Origin of the sequence: Tsukamurella sp. PLM1, assembly GCF_023168325.1 — a bacterium.
Classification (GTDB): Bacteria; Actinomycetota; Actinomycetes; order Mycobacteriales; family Mycobacteriaceae; genus Tsukamurella.
In genome coordinates, this window is record NZ_AP025688.1 from 3,055,796 (window position 1) to 3,073,121 (window position 17,326).

The following is a 17,326-nucleotide window of genomic DNA, read 5'->3' on the forward strand; positions in this document are numbered from 1 at the left end:
CGTCCTGGGGAAACGCCTGCATCTACTGCTTGCTACTCACCGGTAACCAGGCGAGGGAACCGGCGACATCACTCGCGCGTCCAATGGGTATGGGGGCGCACGAGCACGAGGTCCGGGTTTCGAGCGAGCTGGTCGCCGAGGTGGGGAGGTATGCGGCGGAGAAGGACTACCGCTGCGTGACTCCGGGGATCCGCGCGCGCCGGAACGGGCGCTCGACTTTGGCGGAGTTGGCGACCGCGATGGTGCGGCTGTACCCGGGCCACGCCCTCTGCGGCTGGAGCGCGGCGCGACTGCACCTGCACATGATGGCGCAGTCGCGGAACTCGGTCGAGATCATGGGGCCCAAGCAGATCCGGCGCCGCGGCGTGATCAGCAGAACCGCTCAGCTCGATCCGTCCGACGTGGTGGTGCGGTACGGATTGCCGTGCACCTCGCCGCTGCGGACCGCGATGGACCTCCTGCGGTACGTCCCCGGCGACGAGGCCATCGCCGCGGCCGACCAGTGCCTGCGCGTGCACGGCAGGCCGGCCACGGCGCACCGTCCGGCGTGGGTCACGCGGCCGCCGATGGCGACGCTCGCGCGGATCGAGGCCGAACTGGAGCGCCGTGAGTGGTGGCGCGGCGCGCGGATCCGCGAGGTGCTCATGGAGGCCGACGGCCGCGCGCAGTCGCCGTGGGAGACCTTCTCCCGCTTGAAACTCCATCGAGCGGGGCTGACCACCATGATTCCCCAGGTACCGGTGCTGGACGGCGAATACTTCCTCGATCTCGCGGACGAGACGCACAAGGTCGCGGTCGAGTACGACGGAGCGCACCACCGCGAGGGCAAGCAGCACGCGGCCGATGTCGAGCGGTGGAACGTGCTCGAGAACGACCTCGGATGGAACCTCATCATCGTGACCGCCGGCCCGCTGGTGAACCGCGGCGACATCCTGCTGCGCCGGGTCCGCAAGGCGCTGAGTGAGCACGACTTCGACGCCACCTCGGCTACCAGCGAGTAGCAAGCAGCGGATGCAGGCGTTTCCCCAGGAAGCTGCCTGGACTAACGCTGTTAAGTCAGGACCGGGGCGGCGGGGTGAGGAGCGGCGGGGATTGCCCGCGGCCAATTAACCGGATACTGTATGTCTGGGTTTAAGGAGTGAGACATGCGGATGAACGAGGGGGTCGAGTGGGCGGCGCACGTGTGCGTACTGCTGCACTGGCTCGACGAGGGCGGCCTCACCCCCGCCCCGGCGGCCCGGCTCGCCGAGTCCTACGACCTGCCCGCGGCGTACCTCGGCAAGCAGCTGCAGGCGCTCGCGCGGGCGGGGATCACCGAGTCGGTGGCGGGACGTCGTGGCGGCGTCCGGCTGGCGCGCCCGGCGTCACGGATCACGCTGATGGACGTCGTCGCGGCGATCGACGGACCGTCGGACGCGTTCGCCTGCACCGAGATCCGGCAGCAGGGCATGAACGCGGAGCGTCCGCGTCGCGAGTTCTCGAAGCCCTGCGGCATCGCGCACGCCATGCGCGGCGCGGAGCTGGCCTGGCGACGCGAGCTGGCCGCGACCTCGATCGCCGACCTCGCCGACGAGACCGGCGAGCGCGTCGCGGACCGGGCACGAGCACACTTCCGCTGAACCGCCGCGGCCGGGCGGGCGCACCGTCGGACCTAATACCTGGACATTCAATATCCACCTATTGAAAGGAATCCCCATGAGCCGCACCGCCGGACGCACGTCGTCCCCCGAGACCTACCGCGCCCTGTTCGCGCTGGACAAGCGGCTGAGCGAGTCGCTCGGCGCCGTTCTGTACGACCTGGTGAAGCTGCGCGCCTCCCAGATCAACGGCTGCGCGTACTGCGTCGACAAGCACTCCACCGACCTGGAGCGGCTCGGCGTGCCGCCGCGGACGCTCTACGGGTTGACGGCGTGGGACGAGAGCCCCTTCTTCGACGAAGCCCAGCGCGTGGCACTGACTTTCGTCGAGCGCCTCACCGGCGGAATCGATACCGTCGACGACGCATTGTGGGACGAGGCCGGCCGGCTGCTCGGAGAGGAGCGCCGCACCGACCTCATCGTCGCGGTGGGGACCATCAACACCATGAACATGCTGGGCATCACCACCCACCTGCACCCGGCGGCCTGACCGCGCCGGGTGCGGCGGACCGTCAGGCGACGGGGCGCGCGCGGCCTCGTAGGCCGCGCCCACCTTGTAGAGCCGGTCGTCCGCCTGCGCGGGCGCCAGGATCTGCAGGCCGACGGGGAGCCCGTCGTCGGTCGAGAGCCCCGAGGGCACCGACATGCCGCAGTGCCCTGCGAGGTTCGTCGGCAACGTGAACAGGTCGAACAGGTACATCGCCAGCGGATCGCCGACCTTCTCCCCAGCTTGAACGCCGTGGTGGGGGTGGTCGGCGAGACGATGACGTCCACGGACTCGTACGCACGCGCGAAGTCCTCGGCCAGCAGTGTCCGGACCTTCTGCGCGCTGCCGTAGTAGGCGTCGTAGTAGCCGGAGCTCAGGGCGTACGTGCCGATCATGATGCGCCGCTTTACCTCCGGGCCGAACCCGGCCTCACGGGTGAGCGCCATGACCTCCTCCGCGGAGTGCGTACCGTCGTCGCCCGACCGGAGGCCGTAGCGCATGGCGTCGAACCGGGCCAGGTTCGACGAGACCTCCGACGGGAGGATCAGGTAATACGCGGCCAGCGAGTACTGCAGCGTGGGCAGCGACACCTCGACCGTCTCGGCCCCGAGGTCGCGCAGTTGCTGCACGGCCTTCAGATACGACGCCTGCACGCCCGGCGCGGTGCCCTCGGCGCCGAACTCCTTCACCAGACCCACCCGGACGCCCTTCAGATCGCCCGAAGCGCCCGCCCGCGCGGCGGCCACCACGCCGGGCACCGGCGCGTCGAGGGAGGTGGAATCGCGCGGGTCGTGCCCCGCGATCACCTCGTGCAGCAGGGCGGTGTCGAGGACGGTGCGCGCGCACGGCCCGCCCTGGTCCAGCGACGAGGCGCAGGCGACGAGGCCGTACCGGCTGACGGCGCCGTAGGTGGGGCGCACGCCGACGGTGGCGGTCAGCGACGCGGGCTGCCGGATGGACCCGCCGGTGTCCGTGCCGATGGCGAGCGGCGCCTCGTGCGAGGCGAGCGCCGCGGCGCTACCGCCGCCCGAGCCGCCCGGCGTGCGGTCGGCGGCCCAGGGGTTACGGGTCACGCCGTACGCCGAGTTCTCCGTCGACGAGCCCATGGCGAACTCGTCCATGTTGGTCTTGCCGAGGATCGGGATGCCGGCGGCGCGCAGCTTCGCAGTGACGGTGGCGTCGTACGGCGCAGTCCAGCCCTCGAGGATCTTGGAGCCGCAGGTGGTGGGCGCGTCGGTCGTGGTGAACACGTCCTTGAGGGCGATCGGCACGCCGGCCAGCGCGGACGCGGGCTGCTCGCCGCGCGCGCGTGCCTCGTCGACGGCGCGGGCGGCCGCGAGGGCCTGCTCGCCGGAGACGTGCAGGAACGCGCCCAGCTCGCCGTCCACCTCTGCGATCCGGTCCAGGTGGGCCTGGGTGACCTCGGCGGAACTCAGATCGCCGGAGGCGATCTTCGCGGCCAGGTCCGCGGCGGTCGCGCCGGTGATCTCGGTGGCCGTGCGCAGGTTCGACGGTGCGGTCATGGTCACTCCTCCCCCAGGATGCGCGGCACGGCGAAGCGGTCGCCCTCGCGGTTCGGCGCGCCCGAGAGCGCCTCCTCGGGCGACAGGCTTCCCGACGGTGTGTCGGCCCGGTTCACGTTGATGTTGCCCACCGGCAGCGTGAGCGGAGCGACGTCCGCGTTCACACCGTCGGAGCCGATCTCGGTCACCACCTTGACGTGCTCGAGAATCGAATCGAGCTGCGTGGCGAAGACGTCGAGCTCTTCGTCGGTGACGGCGAGGCGCGACAGGCGCGCCAGATGGGCGACCTCGTCCCGGGAGATGGCAGACATGGGAACAATCCTAGGCGGCGCCGTTCGCGGTCCGCACACGGCGTCACGCGAGCCGTCTCGGCCGACGCAGCCGGCCGTCGGCGCTACAGTGCGACGATGGACTCGTCATGGCCACGCCCCGACCGGCGCATCGCCGCGCTGATCCGGGAGGCCGCGGAACGCTTCCTCGCGTACTCGGACACCGCCGTCGACGAGCTCACCGCAGCCGCCCACGAATCGGCCGACTATCGCGTCGTACTCGACGACCCGCAGCTCGAGGCCGCGGACCGCCGGATGAACAAGACGAACATGATGCACTGGCTGTCGGCCAATCTGCAGGACCCGGGCGCGCGGGTGGCGCCCAGCAACGACCCGGACATCCTGCAGTTGGCCCGCGACATGGTGCGGCGCGGACTCGACATGCACGACCTCGGCTCCTGGCGAGGTGCTCAGCACGGCGCGTGGTCGGCGTGGGTCGACCAGTGCTTCGCGGTGACGAGCGACCTCGACGAGCTGCGGGAGTTGATGAAGGTCTCCGAGCGGTCGATGACGACCTTCATCGACGACTCCATCGCGGCGCTCGATGCATACGTCGAACGCGAGCGCGCCGAGCTGGCCCGGGGCGCCAGCGCGGAGCGGCACGCGACGGTCCAGCTACTACTCGAGGGCGCCCCGATCGCCCGCGCCCGCGCCGAGGCCCGGCTGGGCTACGCCCTGACGGGAAGCCATGTCGCCGCGATCATCTGGAGCGACGCCACCGACGACGCCGGCGGGCTGGACGCCGCCGCCGAGGCCGTGATGCGGATCGGCGGCGCGCCACGGCGGCTCACGCTCAACGCCAGCGCCTCCGCCCTGTGGGTGTGGGTTCCGGCCGACGCGACGCCGACCGTGGAGGAGACGGAGGCCGCCGTGGCCACGCATCGCGGGGTCCGGGTGGCCTACGGCCGCCCGGGGCACGATCTCGACGGCTTCCGGCGCAGCCATCTGGACGCCGCCAACGCGCAGCGCATGCTGGCGCGGGTCGGTTCGACGAGGCCCGTCGTGCGGTACGAGGACGTCGCGCTGATCGCGGTGATCACGGCCGACATGGCACAGGCCGACCAGTTCGTGAGCGACACCCTCGGCGATCTCGCCACCGCGGACGCCTCACTCCGGGACACCGCGCTCACCTACATCCGGGAGCGGTTCAACGCCTCCGCCGCGGCGGAGAAGCTGTACACGCACCGCAACACCGTGGAACGGCGCCTGGCGCGGGTGGACCAGCTTCTGCCCGCGCCGCTCGCCGACAACGCGGCGAGCGTCGTGGCCGCCCTCATGCTCGTGCAGTTGCGGGACTGAGGGCAGCCACTGCGGACTCACATCGGCAGGTCCGGCGAATCGACGCCGACCACCCGATCGCCGCAGAACACGCGGACCGACTCGGCTGGGCCGTGCCCGCCGATGCCGGACGGTCCCCAGAAGCTCTGCGCCGAGTCGTCGCCGAGGTCGGCCACCTTCGCGCCGTTCACGCGCACCTCTCCGGACTTGATGCGGGCCCCGACGGCGATCGCACGACCGGTATCGGTGCCGAAGACGTAGGCGTCCAGGCCCGACGGGTGCGCGTTCGCGGCGCGCAGCGCTTCCTGGTCCGATTCCACCCCGTGCAACGAGATCACGGGACCGAACAGCTCGGCGGTGGTGCGATCGGGGTCCGAACCGGTGGCGATCGTCGGGGACAGGAAGTAGCCCGTGAGCCCCGGCAGTTCGCCCGGCTGGTCGATCTCGGCGCCGAGCGCGCGCAGGCCGTCGATCCGCTGAAGCAGCGTGCGGTAGTGCGGCTCGTTGGAGATCGGGCCGATGTCCGTCGCCTCGTCCAGCGAGTGCCCGATCCGCAGCTTCGCGATCCGCGCGATCAGCGCCTCCCGCAGCGGCTGCACCAGCCGCTGCGGCGCGAAGACCTTGCCCGGTCCCTCGCACCACTGGCCGTTGAGGTTGGTCATGCCGGTGAGGATCCCGTCGGCGGCCACGTCCACGTCGGCGTCGTCCAGGACGATCGCCGGGTTGTTGCCGCCGAGTTCGAGCTGCAGCACCTTGAAGTCCTCCGCTGCCGCGCGGGCGATGGCCCGGCCGGCGCCGGGGCCGCCGGTGAACGAGACCACCTGGACGCGGTGGTCGCCGGTGAGCGCCGCGCCGATCTCGCCGGTGCCGTGCACGAGCTGGAGTGCGCCGTCGGGCAATCCGGCGTCGACGAAGCACTCGGCGATGATCTGCGCGCTGGCGGGCGCGTGCTCGGAGGGCTTGAGGATCACCGGGCAGCCGGCGGCGATCGCGCTGGCGACCTTCGCGGCCGGGATGAAGCTGGGCCCGTTCCACGGGGTGAGGATCGCCGCCGGGCCCCACGGAATCCGGTGCAGACGGACGTCCCGGCCGTCCGCCGCAAGCGGGGTGACGCGGGCGATGGTGCGCGCCTCGGCCGCGGCCCCGCGCAGGCGGTACGGCAGGAACGCCGCGACCTTGCGGGTGGCGCTGATGGCGGTGCCGCTGGTGAGCGCGTCGATCCGAGCGATCTCCTCGATCCGCTCCTCCACCTTCGCCGCGGCCCGCTCGAGCGCGTCGGCGCGCTCGAGCCGGAAGTCGTCGGCGGTGAAGTCGGTGCGCTCGTACACCTGCTCCGCGAGTTGCAGCGCGCGCTCGAGGTCGGCCGGCGTGGTGGTCACCATGCGATGCACGGGATCACCCGTGTTCGGGTCGACGTTCCACGCGTCGAGCGTCGTGCAGTCGACCCACTCGCCGGCGATATAGCTGCGCGGCTGCGCGAGGGTGGTGTTCAGGGTGGTCATCGGTACACCTCCGGGTGTCGGTCGGGGCCAGGGGCCGTGCGGGTCAGGAGAACTCGAAGTAGCGGCGGGACTCCCACTCGGAGAGTTCCGCGTACGGGTCGCCGCCGGTGGTGTGGAACTGCATCCACTCCCAACGCCGGGAGGCGGTCCAGAAGTCGACGAACTCGTCGCCGAGGTATTCGCGCAGCAACACGTCGGCGTCGAGCGCGGCGATCGCCTTGGTCATCGAATCGGGGATCCGGTCGACGCCGCAGTCGTCGGGCAGGCACCAGGCCATGTCATCGACCGGGGCCGGCGGCTGCAGCTTCTTCTCGATCCCGGCGACGATCCCGGCGAGCACCGCGGCGAGCGAGTAGTACGGGTTCACGTCCGAGCCCGGCACCCGGTACTCGAGCCGCGAGTACTTGGGATGGCCGGCGATGGCGCGCAGCGCCGCGGTCTTGTTGTTCACGCCCCAGCTGATCGTGGTCGGCGGCCCCGATACGTCCACGAGGCGCCGGTAGGACGTGATCTGCGGCAGCGAGATCAGGGTGCTGCCGGCCATCGTCGCCATCAGCCCGCCCACGGCGTTGAGCATCAGCTCCGACGGCCCGTCCGGCGCGTAGAACTGATTCTCGCCGTCCCGCTGCAGCGAGACGTTCAGGTGCGCGCCCTGCCCGAAGCCCGCGGTCGGCTTCGCCATGAATGTCACCGACCTGCCCTTCTCACAGGCGATCTCGCGCATCACCTGCTTGGTCCGCACCCAGGAATCGGCCAGCGTGAGCGGGTCGTTCGGGGCGATGTTCAGCTCGGTCTGGCCGGGCGCGGCCTCGTCCGTCCACGCCTCCCAGACGATGCCCAGCTCATCGAGCCGGTCGGCGACGGCCTCCATGTACTCGATCCAGTCCGACGAGCGTGCGAGGTTGTAGGTGGCGCCGGTCTCGCCGCCGAGGGGCGTCAGGTCGCGGTAGCCGCGGGCGCGGGCCTCCTGGATCGACTCCTCGAACAGCGTGGTCTCGATCTCGACGGCGACGGTGGCGGTGTACCCGAGGTCGGCGAGCCGGTCGATCTGCCGGCGCACCAGGTTCCGCGGGCAGATCGGGTTGGGGCTGCCGTCCTTCAGCCAGAAGTCGCCGATCACGGAGTGCACGCCGGGCTTCCACTCGACGAGCGTGTTCATGTCCGGAAGGAGCGAGATGTCGTAGAGGTTCCCGCGCCATTCCGGGTAGGCGTCGCCGAAGACGACGTCGGTACCCATGTCGATGGCGAACAGGACGTCGGCGAAGGCGAAGCCGGAGGTCTTGCCGGAGGCGAACTTCGCGGGGTCACGTTCTTGCCCATGAAGCTGCCGTCGTGGTTGGTGGCCTCCACGCGGTACGCCTTGGGCGCGTTGAGATCAGACATCGTAACGGACCTTCCAGGATGCGGCGGTCATGGCCGAGAGCTGGGCCATGGTGCCCTGGATGCCGAGTCCGCGCTCCAGGGCGGTGAACAGATAGTCGGTGCCGGTGAACACGCCGGCGAGTGCGTCGGGGGTGCCGACGACGCGGTACTGCGTCGCACCCGCCCCGAAGCGGGCCTCCTCGCGACCGTCCGGTCCGGCGGCCACGGCGACGAGAACGTCCGGGATGCCGCGGATTCCCCGCGTCGCGGCCCAGAACCCGTCCGCCGCCTCGCGCCAGTCGGGCAGCGGCACGTGCAGAGCCCGCAGGAGCGCGTCGGCGAGTTCCGCGTCCCCTTCGGTCGCCGTCTCGGCGAACCGGGATTCGAGGTCGACGGTGACCGTCGCGTCGGTCGGCGCGAAGACGCCGCCGGTGACACGGACGGCACCGTCGGCGAAGGTGACGGTGGCGGCCTGCGGGGTGGCGTGCGAGCGCACGGCGACGGTGCCGGCCTCGCGGCCGAGGACGTCGGGCGCGTGGCCGACGCGGACCGCGTCGCGCAGGGTACGGCCGATCAGCCGGACGACAGGGGTGGCGTCGTCGTCGATCTCGACGCGCACCGCGGCCGCGGTGTCACTGGGAAGTGTGGTGGTACTCATGGATCTTCCTTCGGATTGCGAGGTGGGAGGCGGGGTCTGCTCGGGGTGGGTCACTCGAGGGCGGCGTACACGCCGGGCCGGCGCCGCTGCAGGGCCGCGGCCCAGGCCAGGCCCGCGAGGAAGGACGCGGCGATCACGCCGAGGAAGGCGTTCGCCAGCGCCCGTGAGCCCACGAGCAGGTCGAAGTTGGCGACGACGAGGACGAGGATCGCGCCGAGCGCGATCAGCGCGAGTGCCGGTGCCAGGGTGCCGCGCCACACGGTCGCAGTGCGGTGGCGCCGGAAGTGCACGACGACCGCGGCGGAGGTCAGGGTCAGCAGGGCGATCAGGCCGAGCGTCCCGACGCCGCCGAACCAGGCGTAGACCTGGGTCACGGGGTGCAGGCCGGCGACCGCGGTCAGGGCGACGAGCGTCCCGATCACCGCGGAGGTGAGGAGCGAGGCGGCGTGCGGGGAGCGGTGCACCCGGTGCGCGGCCCCGAGCCGGCTGGACACCGCCCCCTGGCGGCCGAGAGCGTACAGGTACCGCGAGACGACGTTGTGCGCGGTGAGGATGCACGCGAAGAAGCTCGTCACGAGCAGGACCTGCACTACGTCGTGGGCGACGTGCGAGACGTACCGGGTGGCGAGGCCGGCGGCGAGCCCCTCGGGATCGGCGGCGGCCAGGCCGGCGGCGCGGCCGACGCCGAGACCGACGATCATCGCCCACGACGATGCGGCGTAGATCGCCGCGATGAGGAGCACCGCGATGTAGGTCGCGCGGGGGATGGTGCGGTCGGGATCCTTGGCCTCCGAGCGGAATACCGCCGTCGCCTCGAAGCCGACGAATCCGAAGACGGCGAACATGATTCCGGTGCCGGCGGCACCGCTCGTGTAGGCGCTCCAGGTCAGGGCTCCGCCGACAACCCGTCCGCGCCGCCGCGCAGCACGATCGCGAGGTCGATCACGGCGACGATGCCGACTTCCGCCACGAGCAGGACGCCGAGGACTCGAGCGCTGACCTCGACGTTGCGGTACCCGAGGACGCCGATCAGGGCCAGGCCGACCGCGGAGAGCACCCACCACGGGACCGCGACGCCGAAGATGGTCTCGATCACGGTGGCCGCGGCGGCGCCCAGATAGGCGGTGACGGCCATCATGAGGACCGAGTAGGTGACCAGTGCCAGCGCCGCGGCGCCGAGCCCCGCGGTGGTGCCCAGGCCGCGCTGGACGTAGGAGTAGAAGGCGCCCGCGCTGCGGACCTCGGGCGTCATCGCGGAGTAGCCGACGGTGAACACCATCAGCACCGCGCCCACGATCAGGAAGTCGACGGGCGTCCCGATGCCGTTGCCGGTGCCCAGCATCAGCGGGATCAACCCGGCGAACACCGTCAGGGGCGCCGCCACCGCGACGACCATGAAGACGATCTGGGGGACCCCGAGGGTCCGCTGCAGACCGGTTGCGGCCGACGGTACCTCCGCGGTGGTCATCGCGCGACCGCCGGCTCGATGTGGCCGATCACCAGGTCGGCGATCCGCAGCGCGAGCGCGTCCGGAAGGTGATGGCCCATACCGGCGATGACGACGTGCCGGGCGCCGGGGATCGCGGCCGCGGTGGCATCGCCGCCCGACGGCGCGACGATGAGGTCGCGGTCGCCGTTGATGACAAGCGTGGGCGCGGTGATCCGGGCGAGTTCCGCGGTGCGGTCGCCCGAGGCCTGGATCGCTTGCAGCTGGCGCGAAGTCCCGGCCACCGCGTCCCCGGCGGTGCGCTCGAACGTGGTGACCGCGTGCGCCGCCTCCTCGGCCTCGTCGATCGGGTAGGCGGTACCGGCCAGGTGCGCGGTCATCCGCAGGTGGTCGCGGACCGCGCCGACCCGGCCGCGCGCCGGCGGGGCCGAGATCAGGACCCAGGTCGACGGTGCGGGTTGCCCCACCTTCGGGTTCCCCGTCGTCGAGTACAGCGAGGTGAGCGTCGTGACGAGGTGCGGGTACCGGGCGGCGACGGTCTGCGCGATCATGCCTCCCATCGACCGGCCGACGAGGTGCACGGGGCCGACGTCCAGATGCTCGATCAGCTGAGCCGCATCGCGGGCCATGTCCGCCAGCGTGTAGGCGTCTCGACGAGGCCGGGCGAGCAACTGGCGCAGCGTGTTCGGCGGTGGGGTGGTGGCGTACGTGGACCGCCCGCAGTCGCGGTTGTCCATCCGGACGACGCGGTGCCCGGTCGCGACGAGCGCCGACACGAAGCGCTCGGACCACGTGCTCAGGTCCTCGGCGAGACCGGCGACGAGGAGCACGGGCACGCCGTCGCCGGGGCCGTCGACGCGGAAGCAGACGCGGGTGCCGCCGGGCAGGACGACGAACCGGTCGAGATCCTCAGGCATCGACCCGCTCCTTCGACGGTGCGCCCGCGCCGCTGGTCGCTTCCCCAGCGGCCTCGTCACGCGTGGAACCGAACTGCAGGGCGTCGTCGAGCAGCGGGCCGCGCAGGATCTTCGCGTCCTGCTGGTACGACATCGACATCTGGAACATGCCGGTGCCCTGCTTCGGGATCACGTCGCGGGCGCGCTGGGCGTAGCCCGAGTCGAGGTCGAGGATCGGCCGGCGCTCCATCGTGGGATCGGCCTCGACCCGGACGCTGTCGTACCCGAAGGCGTCCATGTGCTTGATCAGGTCGCAGATGTAGCGGGCGACGATGCCGATCTTCAGCGTCCACGCGGACGTTGTGTAGCCGATCGCGATGGACAGGTTCGGCAGGCCGGTCAGCAGCGTGCCGCGGTAGGCGACGGTGTCCGGTATGGCGACGGGCGCACCATCGACGTCGAACTCGATCCCGCCGAGCAGGCGCATGTTCAGGCCCGTCGCGGTGACGATGACGTCGGCGTCGAGGTGCTCGCCGGACTCGAGCGCGATCCCGGTCTCGGTGAACCGCTCGATCCTGTCGGTCACGACGGAGGCGTCGCCGCCGGAGAGTGCCTTGAAGAAGTCTCCGTCGGGGCACAGGCACAGGCGCTGGTCCCACGGCTTGTACGGCGGGTTGAAATGCGTGTCCACCGGGTAGCCGTCGGGCAGCGAGGACGCGTTGGCCTTGCGGATCAGCTTGCGGGCGGCCTTCGGGAAGGCGCGGATGAACTTCACCTGGCCGCGCTCGGCCCAGATGCTGGTGAACCGGGTCAGCGCGTAGCCGCGCCTCTCGCCCAACAGCTTCGTGAACAGCAGCGCCGTGGAGTCGACCTTGGGCCACGGCACGATGTAGGTCGGCGTGCGCTGCAGCATGGTGACGTGCGCGGCGGCGCCGTCGTGTCCCAGCATGGACGGGATCACGGTGACGGCGGTGGCGCCGCTGCCGATGACCACGACCTTCTTGCCGGCGTAGTCGTAGTCCTCGGGCCAGTGCTGCGGGTGGATGATGTCGCCGCGGAAGTCCTCGCGCCCCTCGAAGTGCGGGGTGTAGCCCTCGTCGTAGCGGTAGTAGCCGGTGCCGGCGAAGACCCACTTCGTGGTGATCTGCTTCTCCCCTCAGGGGTCCGCACGTCGAGGGTCCACCGGGCGTCGGCGGACGACCACGACGCGTGCTGCACGCTGTGCTCGAACCGGATGAGCTCGCCCAGGTCGTACTCGTCGACGGTCTCCTGCAGATAGTTCAGGATCTTCGGCGCCTCGGCGATGGCGTCGGGGTCCGTCCACGGCTTGAACTCGTAGCCGTAGGTGTGCAGGCCGTTGTCGGAGCGGATCCCGGGGTACTTGAACAGGTCCCACGTTCCGCCGATGTTCGCACGCCCTTCGAGCATCGCGATCCGCTTGCCGGGGAAGGCCTCGGTGAAGTACTTCGCGGCGCCGATGCCGGCGATACCGGCACCGATGATGACAAGGTCGAAATCGTCGGTCTGCGTGGTCGATGCGTTCATCGTGAGGGCCTTCCGTGAGGGCGAAGCTGTGATGCTTCGACGATGCCCGCCCGGCCCGTGTGTGAGCTACCGCACAGTGCTCCCTCTTCTGTGAGGCACCGGTGCAGTGTGCACACCCGCTCCGATCGTCATGGTCGGCTACCGATCACGCGGTACCGACCGCAGAGGAACGCCTTGTTGCGCGCCCACTCGACGAGTTCGAAGTCGAAGGCGCGCGGGAACAACGGGCGTCCCGACCCGACGGTGGCCGGCGCGTAGCTGATCATCACCTCGTCGAGCATTCCCGCCTCGGCGAACTGGGCGGCGAGGTCACCGCCCCCGACCACCCACACGCCCTTCTCCCCCGCTGCCTCCTCGATCGTCGCGCGGAGCTCGGACGGCGGGCCCGCCACGAAGCGCACACCGGGGTGGATCGGCTCCAGCTCGCGGTGGGTGAACACGAACACCGCGTAATCGGCGTAGTACCACGGTTCGTCGCCGGACTCGACCCGATCGACCACCCACTGGTAGGTGGTGTAGCCCATCACGATCGCGCCGATGTCGGTCATGTACTCCTCGATGTTCATCGGTCCACCGTCGTCGATCGGCTGGCTGAGCAGCCAGTCCAGGCTGTCGTTCTCGTCGGCGAGGAAACCGTCGAGGGTCGATGCGGTGTAGTACGAGTACGCGGTCATGATTCTCCTCCGGTGATGCGTCGGTGCCAGATGATCGGGTCCGGGTCGAGGGCGGGGACGCTCACGTCGACGCCCGCATCGGCGAGCATCCAGCGCGCCAGGAGGCGGCGGTGTGCGGAGAAGGTGAGCTCGTGCGCGACGATCTGCGAGAGTAGGAAGGACTCGGGTGGGTCGCACAGCGCATCGACCACCCGGTCGCCCCAGGCGCCGCGCCGCTCGACGTCGCGGACGAGCGCCAGCCAGCGCGGCGAGTTCTCCTCGTGCGCGCGCCGCAACACCTCCGGGTCGGAGTCGGGGTCGATCTCCGGCGCGGGTTCGCCGGCGATCGTCGCGCGCCACGGCGTCGTGCTGTGCACGAGGTGCCACAGCACCTGCGCGAGGGACTCGTCCGGCCCGTCCCAGCGCCTCGGCCGCGAGCCCGGCAGCCGCACCCTGCGGTACTCCTCACCCTGGAGCGCGGACGCCGCATCGAGCAGCGCCGCTATGTCGGCGGCGTCATGCTGGACCTGGAGCGCCAGGATGTTTCCCGTCGAATCCTCTTGCCCGCCTTCCACATACAGCACCGTCGGCGAGTGGAAGTGCAGGCCGTTGGGCGCCGGCAACCAATGCCCGACGGTCCGCGGCAGTTGCGAGGGCGAGTGCCCGTACGCCCGCGCGAACGCCCGGATGAATCCCTCGACGGAGTCGTACCCAGCGGCGAAGGCGGCGTCGGTCACCGTCATTCCGCGCTGCAGTTGCCAGGCGGCGCGCTCGAGGAGCACGCGGCGGCGCAGCGCCACGGGCGATTCGCCCGCGCCGGCGCTCACTCGCCGGGCGAAGTGGAACGGCGAGCTGTGCGCACCGGAGGCCATGGTGCCCAGGCTGTCGTACTCATCGGCGAGCACGGCGTCGAGCAGGCGGCGCAGCGGATCTTCGGTCATGCCGACCAGTATCGACCGCCAGGCCTGCACGCCGCTTGACCGTTCTTGCTCAGTTCGTTGTGGCGCTCCCCAGCCCGGCGAGGACGGCCTTCGCCGCCCGTTCGCCGGACGCCGCCGCGTCCGCGAGCGAGGGCACGTCGAGGAGGAAGTCGCCCGCGAGATGGATCGGTCCGATCGGCTCCCGCAGCACCGGCAGCGAGGCGCGCTTGTGCGGCGCCCAGAACGGCACCACGCGGTGGTGCTTGCGGACGATCGGCGTCCCGAGCTTGCCCTTGAGCTGCGGGTAGAGCGAGACGAGGTCGCGGCTGAACCGCTCGGCGATCTCCTCGTCGGGCAGGTCGAGCAGGGCGTCCGCCTTCGCGCCACCCGCGAAGCAGGCCAGCGCGCCGCCCGGCTTCCGCGGGCCTCCTCCGCGCAGCGCGGCGGCGTGGTTGAACACCGCCTGGAATTGCAGCAGCGGCGTCGAGACGGCGAAGAAGTCGTCCCAGGCCTGGGGCTCGCCGTCCTCCTCGGTGAAGAAGCCGACCACCACGTAGCGGCCGTAGTCGATGTCGTCGTAGGCATCCCGGTACGACGTCGGGAGGCCGGGCAGGATCCGCGTAGCGATGTCGGCGGGCACGGTGACGACCGCCCGTTCGGCGCGCAGCCGCACCGGTCCGTCCGCGTCCTCGTAGTCGATGACGACACCGTCGTCGCCCCACTCGACCTTCCGCACCGCGGCGCCGAGCCGGATCTTCTCCCCCAGGTCCTGGGCGAGGATGTCGGTGAGGGTCTGGTTGCCGCCGACGGGGAGGGAGAAGTTCGGTACCTTCTCCGGATCCGCGATGGCGATGCCTACGGAGAAGACGAACTGGGTCGCAGCGGTCTCCTCGGGTTCGCACCCCATCCACTGAGCCGCCCATGCACGGACTACCGCGCGGGCAACCTCCGAGCGGACGCCGGTCACGAGCGAGGTTCCTGGCTTGCGGTCGAGCCAGGCGCGGACCCGACGGCCGACGGCACCGTCGGGATTCATCGCGAGCGCGACCGCACCGGAGACGACGCGAGCGCCGACGAGCGCCATGCCGACCCGGTCCCTCAGGCTCATCCCCCGGGAGAACATGAGCTGCACCGGGTTCGACGTGTCGATCACCTCGCCGTTCAGCCCGAGGGCGACGCCCTTGCCCGCGAGGCTGCCGCGGGCGACGCCGTGCCGCTCGAGCGCCTCGATGAGCGGGCCGGTGCCCTCGGTGAACTGGGTGCCGACGTTGATCCAATAGTCGCCCCGGCGCACAGTCTCGACCCGCCCGCCGGCGCGGTCGGCGGCCTCGAGGACGACGACGTCGTCGATGTGCCGCGACAGCGTGGTCGCGGCCATCAGGCCGGACATGCCCGCGCCGATCACGGCGACGCGGGTGTTCTCCTCGCGGATCGGGGGTGTGGTCATGGCGTCCTCTTCTCCTCGAATGGCGTGCGGGTACGGCGACCGTTGACAATGTGACCCGCACCTCACCATTATAGTCATATGATCTAGTCGATTGACAATGACCAAGATGGAAGGATTGCCGCCATGACCGCCACCACCGAGGCCGAGCCCTCGTGACCGGGCAGCGCGCGCCGGAACACGACGACCGCAAGCCCCTGATCGGCCTCACCGGCCGGCGCTTCCGGATGGGCCTGATCGAGGGTGCCCATCCCGGCTACGGACATCGGCTCACCGACAGCTTCTTCACCGACTTCGCCGGGCGGATCACGCGCGCCGGCGGCGTGCCGGTGATGCTGCCCTACGACGCAGAGCCCGCCGAGCTGTGCCGATGGCTCTCGGGCGTGGTGATCACCGGCGGGCAGGACGTGCACCCGAGCTACTGGGGCGGAGACGAATCCGTGGTCAGGGACATCGATCCCGAGGCCGACCCGAACGCCCACGACGCGAACCGGGACGCCTTCGAGACGGCGCTGGTGCGGTCCGCTCTCGACGCGGGCCTACCGCTGCTCGGCGTGTGCCGCGGCATGCAGGTCCTCAACGTCACGCTCGGCGGCACCCTCGTGCCCGACCTGCCCTCGGGGGAGATCCGTCACCTCATGGCCACGGGGCCCCTCTCCGACGGCGACGAGAACCACGTGGTGGTGTTCGAGCCGGGGTCGCTCGCACAGAAGATCTTCGGCGACCGGCGCCGGACCAATTCCTGGCACCACCAGGCCGTCGACCGGTGCGGCGACGGGCTCGTGGTCACCGGCCGGACCGCCGACGGGGTCGCTGAGGCGGTCGAGCTGCCGGGCGCGGGGTCCTCGGGGTGCAGTGGCACCCGGAGTGGATGGAGTCCGATGACGGGGCGCTCGCCTGGATCGTGCGCGAGGCCGCCCGCGCACGCTGACCGCGCCGGCGGCTCAGCCGACGGTGACCCAGGAGACCAGGCGCCCCTCCCTCGGCCCCTCGGGCACCGTCGGTTCCGCCTTATCCAGAACGAGATTCGCATCCATCCAGGTATCGAGCACACCGACCGTGACATCGATCTGCGCGGCGGCGGCCGCGCGGTCGGCGAACACCAGCCAGTTCAGCGCGAAGCCGTCGGACAGCGCGGTCACGACGTAGGCGAGCCCGCCGAACTCCTCGTCGGTCAGAGTCTGCCCCGCGGCCGCGGCGTCGGCCTCAAGGATGCCGCGGAGCGTCCGGTGCGCCTCGGTGTAGACCATGACGGCGTGCTCCCCGCCTGCCTCCGCGCCCAGGTGATCAGTTCGATGATCGCGCGACCGAAGTCCTCGTGGTCGAGATACCACTCCATGAGGCCGCGTAGCAGGGTTCGCGCGGTCGTCTTCACGTCACCGTGACAATCGTTGCGCGCGAGGACCTCCCGGTACTGGCCCGCGACGTACTCGAAGACATCGGCGAACAGCACCTCCTTGGAGGAGAAGCAGTAGTGCAGCGTGGCCAGGGGCGCCTTCGCCTCGTCCGCGATCTTCCGCGTGGTGGCACCGTCCACGCCGTGGGCGGCGATGACGCGCACGGCCGCGGCGACCAGCTCCGAACGCCGCTCAGCTGCGGGGATGCGGGCCATGGACTACCTCCTGGTTCGACCTGTTCCAACGTT

General features: G+C 70.9%; 14 protein-coding genes and 4 pseudogenes. 5 read left to right on the plus strand and 13 right to left on the minus strand.

The window, feature by feature from the left end:
• Positions 1–89: 89 nt before the first annotated feature.
• The 3 genes from MTP03_RS15670 to MTP03_RS23895 all read left to right on the plus strand — a co-directional run bounded on the left by MTP03_RS15670 (position 90) and on the right by MTP03_RS23895 (position 2,127).
• Complete coding sequence (locus tag MTP03_RS15670) at positions 90–1,001, plus strand: DUF559 domain-containing protein (protein WP_248489038.1); 912 nt, start codon at positions 90–92, stop codon at positions 999–1,001.
• A gap of 144 nt (positions 1,002–1,145) precedes the next feature.
• Entirely contained in the window at positions 1,146–1,619 is a 474-nt protein-coding gene (locus MTP03_RS15675) for an Rrf2 family transcriptional regulator (protein WP_248489039.1), read from the plus strand.
• 76 nt (positions 1,620–1,695) lie between these two features.
• Positions 1,696–2,127 (plus strand): carboxymuconolactone decarboxylase family protein, encoded by a 432-nt coding sequence (locus MTP03_RS23895; protein WP_371820981.1) that lies wholly within the window; start codon positions 1,696–1,698, stop codon positions 2,125–2,127.
• 129 nt (positions 2,128–2,256) lie between these two features.
• On the opposite strand, the pseudogene gatA reads toward MTP03_RS23895, so the two are convergent.
• Both gatA and gatC read right to left on the minus strand, forming a co-directional pair.
• Positions 2,257–3,647, minus strand: a pseudogene (gene gatA, locus MTP03_RS15680) (Asp-tRNA(Asn)/Glu-tRNA(Gln) amidotransferase subunit GatA); the annotation flags it as partial.
• Positions 3,648–3,649: 2 nt separating this feature from the next.
• The gene (gene gatC / locus MTP03_RS15685) at positions 3,650–3,958 is read right to left on the minus strand and encodes an Asp-tRNA(Asn)/Glu-tRNA(Gln) amidotransferase subunit GatC (protein ID WP_248489040.1); all 309 of its coding nucleotides are present in this window, start codon (positions 3,956–3,958) and stop codon (positions 3,650–3,652) included.
• 96 nt (positions 3,959–4,054) lie between these two features.
• Between gatC and MTP03_RS15690 the strand changes: the two genes are divergently transcribed.
• Positions 4,055–5,275 carry a helix-turn-helix domain-containing protein gene (locus MTP03_RS15690; RefSeq protein ID WP_248489041.1) on the plus strand — a complete coding sequence of 407 codons (1,221 nt, stop codon included), beginning with the start codon at positions 4,055–4,057 and terminating at the stop codon, positions 5,273–5,275.
• Between the two features lie 17 nt (positions 5,276–5,292).
• On the opposite strand, the gene MTP03_RS15695 is transcribed toward MTP03_RS15690, so the two are convergent.
• From MTP03_RS15695 to MTP03_RS15740, 10 genes and pseudogenes are all read right to left on the minus strand, one after another.
• The gene (locus MTP03_RS15695; protein ID WP_248489042.1) at positions 5,293–6,756 is read right to left on the minus strand and encodes an aldehyde dehydrogenase; all 1,464 of its coding nucleotides are present in this window, start codon (positions 6,754–6,756) and stop codon (positions 5,293–5,295) included.
• 43 nt (positions 6,757–6,799) lie between these two features.
• Positions 6,800–7,993 (minus strand): glutamine synthetase family protein, encoded by a 1,194-nt coding sequence (locus tag MTP03_RS15700; protein ID WP_248489043.1) that lies wholly within the window; start codon positions 7,991–7,993, stop codon positions 6,800–6,802.
• Between the two features lie 138 nt (positions 7,994–8,131).
• A complete protein-coding gene (locus tag MTP03_RS15705) occupies positions 8,132–8,776 on the minus strand; it encodes a hypothetical protein (protein ID WP_248489044.1) in 645 nt (214 codons plus the stop codon).
• A gap of 50 nt (positions 8,777–8,826) precedes the next feature.
• Entirely contained in the window at positions 8,827–9,621 is a 795-nt protein-coding gene (locus tag MTP03_RS15710; protein ID WP_248489045.1) for an APC family permease, read from the minus strand.
• A 41-nt stretch (positions 9,622–9,662) separates the two neighbouring features.
• Positions 9,663–10,244: a hypothetical protein gene (locus MTP03_RS15715; protein ID WP_248489046.1), complete on the minus strand. Its 582-nt coding sequence runs from the start codon at positions 10,242–10,244 to the stop codon at positions 9,663–9,665.
• Complete coding sequence (locus tag MTP03_RS15720; protein WP_248489047.1) at positions 10,241–11,140, minus strand: alpha/beta fold hydrolase; 900 nt, start codon at positions 11,138–11,140, stop codon at positions 10,241–10,243. Before MTP03_RS15720 ends, MTP03_RS15715 begins: the two co-directional genes overlap by 4 nt.
• A pseudogene (locus MTP03_RS15725) lies at positions 11,133–12,664 on the minus strand (flavin-containing monooxygenase). The gene MTP03_RS15720 and the pseudogene MTP03_RS15725 overlap by 8 nt, the downstream one beginning before the upstream one ends.
• Positions 12,665–12,792: 128 nt before the next feature.
• Positions 12,793–13,338, minus strand: a complete 546-nt coding sequence (locus tag MTP03_RS15730) for a dihydrofolate reductase family protein (RefSeq protein WP_248489048.1) — start codon at positions 13,336–13,338, stop codon at positions 12,793–12,795.
• Complete coding sequence (locus MTP03_RS15735) at positions 13,335–14,258, minus strand: helix-turn-helix transcriptional regulator (RefSeq protein WP_248489049.1); 924 nt, start codon at positions 14,256–14,258, stop codon at positions 13,335–13,337. The genes MTP03_RS15730 and MTP03_RS15735 overlap by 4 nt, the downstream gene beginning before the upstream one ends.
• 49 nt (positions 14,259–14,307) lie before the next feature.
• Complete coding sequence (locus MTP03_RS15740) at positions 14,308–15,684, minus strand: NAD(P)/FAD-dependent oxidoreductase (protein ID WP_248489050.1); 1,377 nt, start codon at positions 15,682–15,684, stop codon at positions 14,308–14,310.
• 224 nt (positions 15,685–15,908) lie between these two features.
• On the opposite strand from MTP03_RS15740, the pseudogene MTP03_RS15745 reads away from it, so the two are divergent.
• Positions 15,909–16,612, plus strand: a pseudogene (locus tag MTP03_RS15745) (gamma-glutamyl-gamma-aminobutyrate hydrolase family protein).
• A gap of 13 nt (positions 16,613–16,625) precedes the next feature.
• Here MTP03_RS15745 and MTP03_RS15750 read toward each other — a convergent pair.
• Positions 16,626–17,293: pseudogene (locus MTP03_RS15750) on the minus strand (TetR/AcrR family transcriptional regulator).
• Positions 17,294–17,326 lie beyond the last annotated feature (33 nt).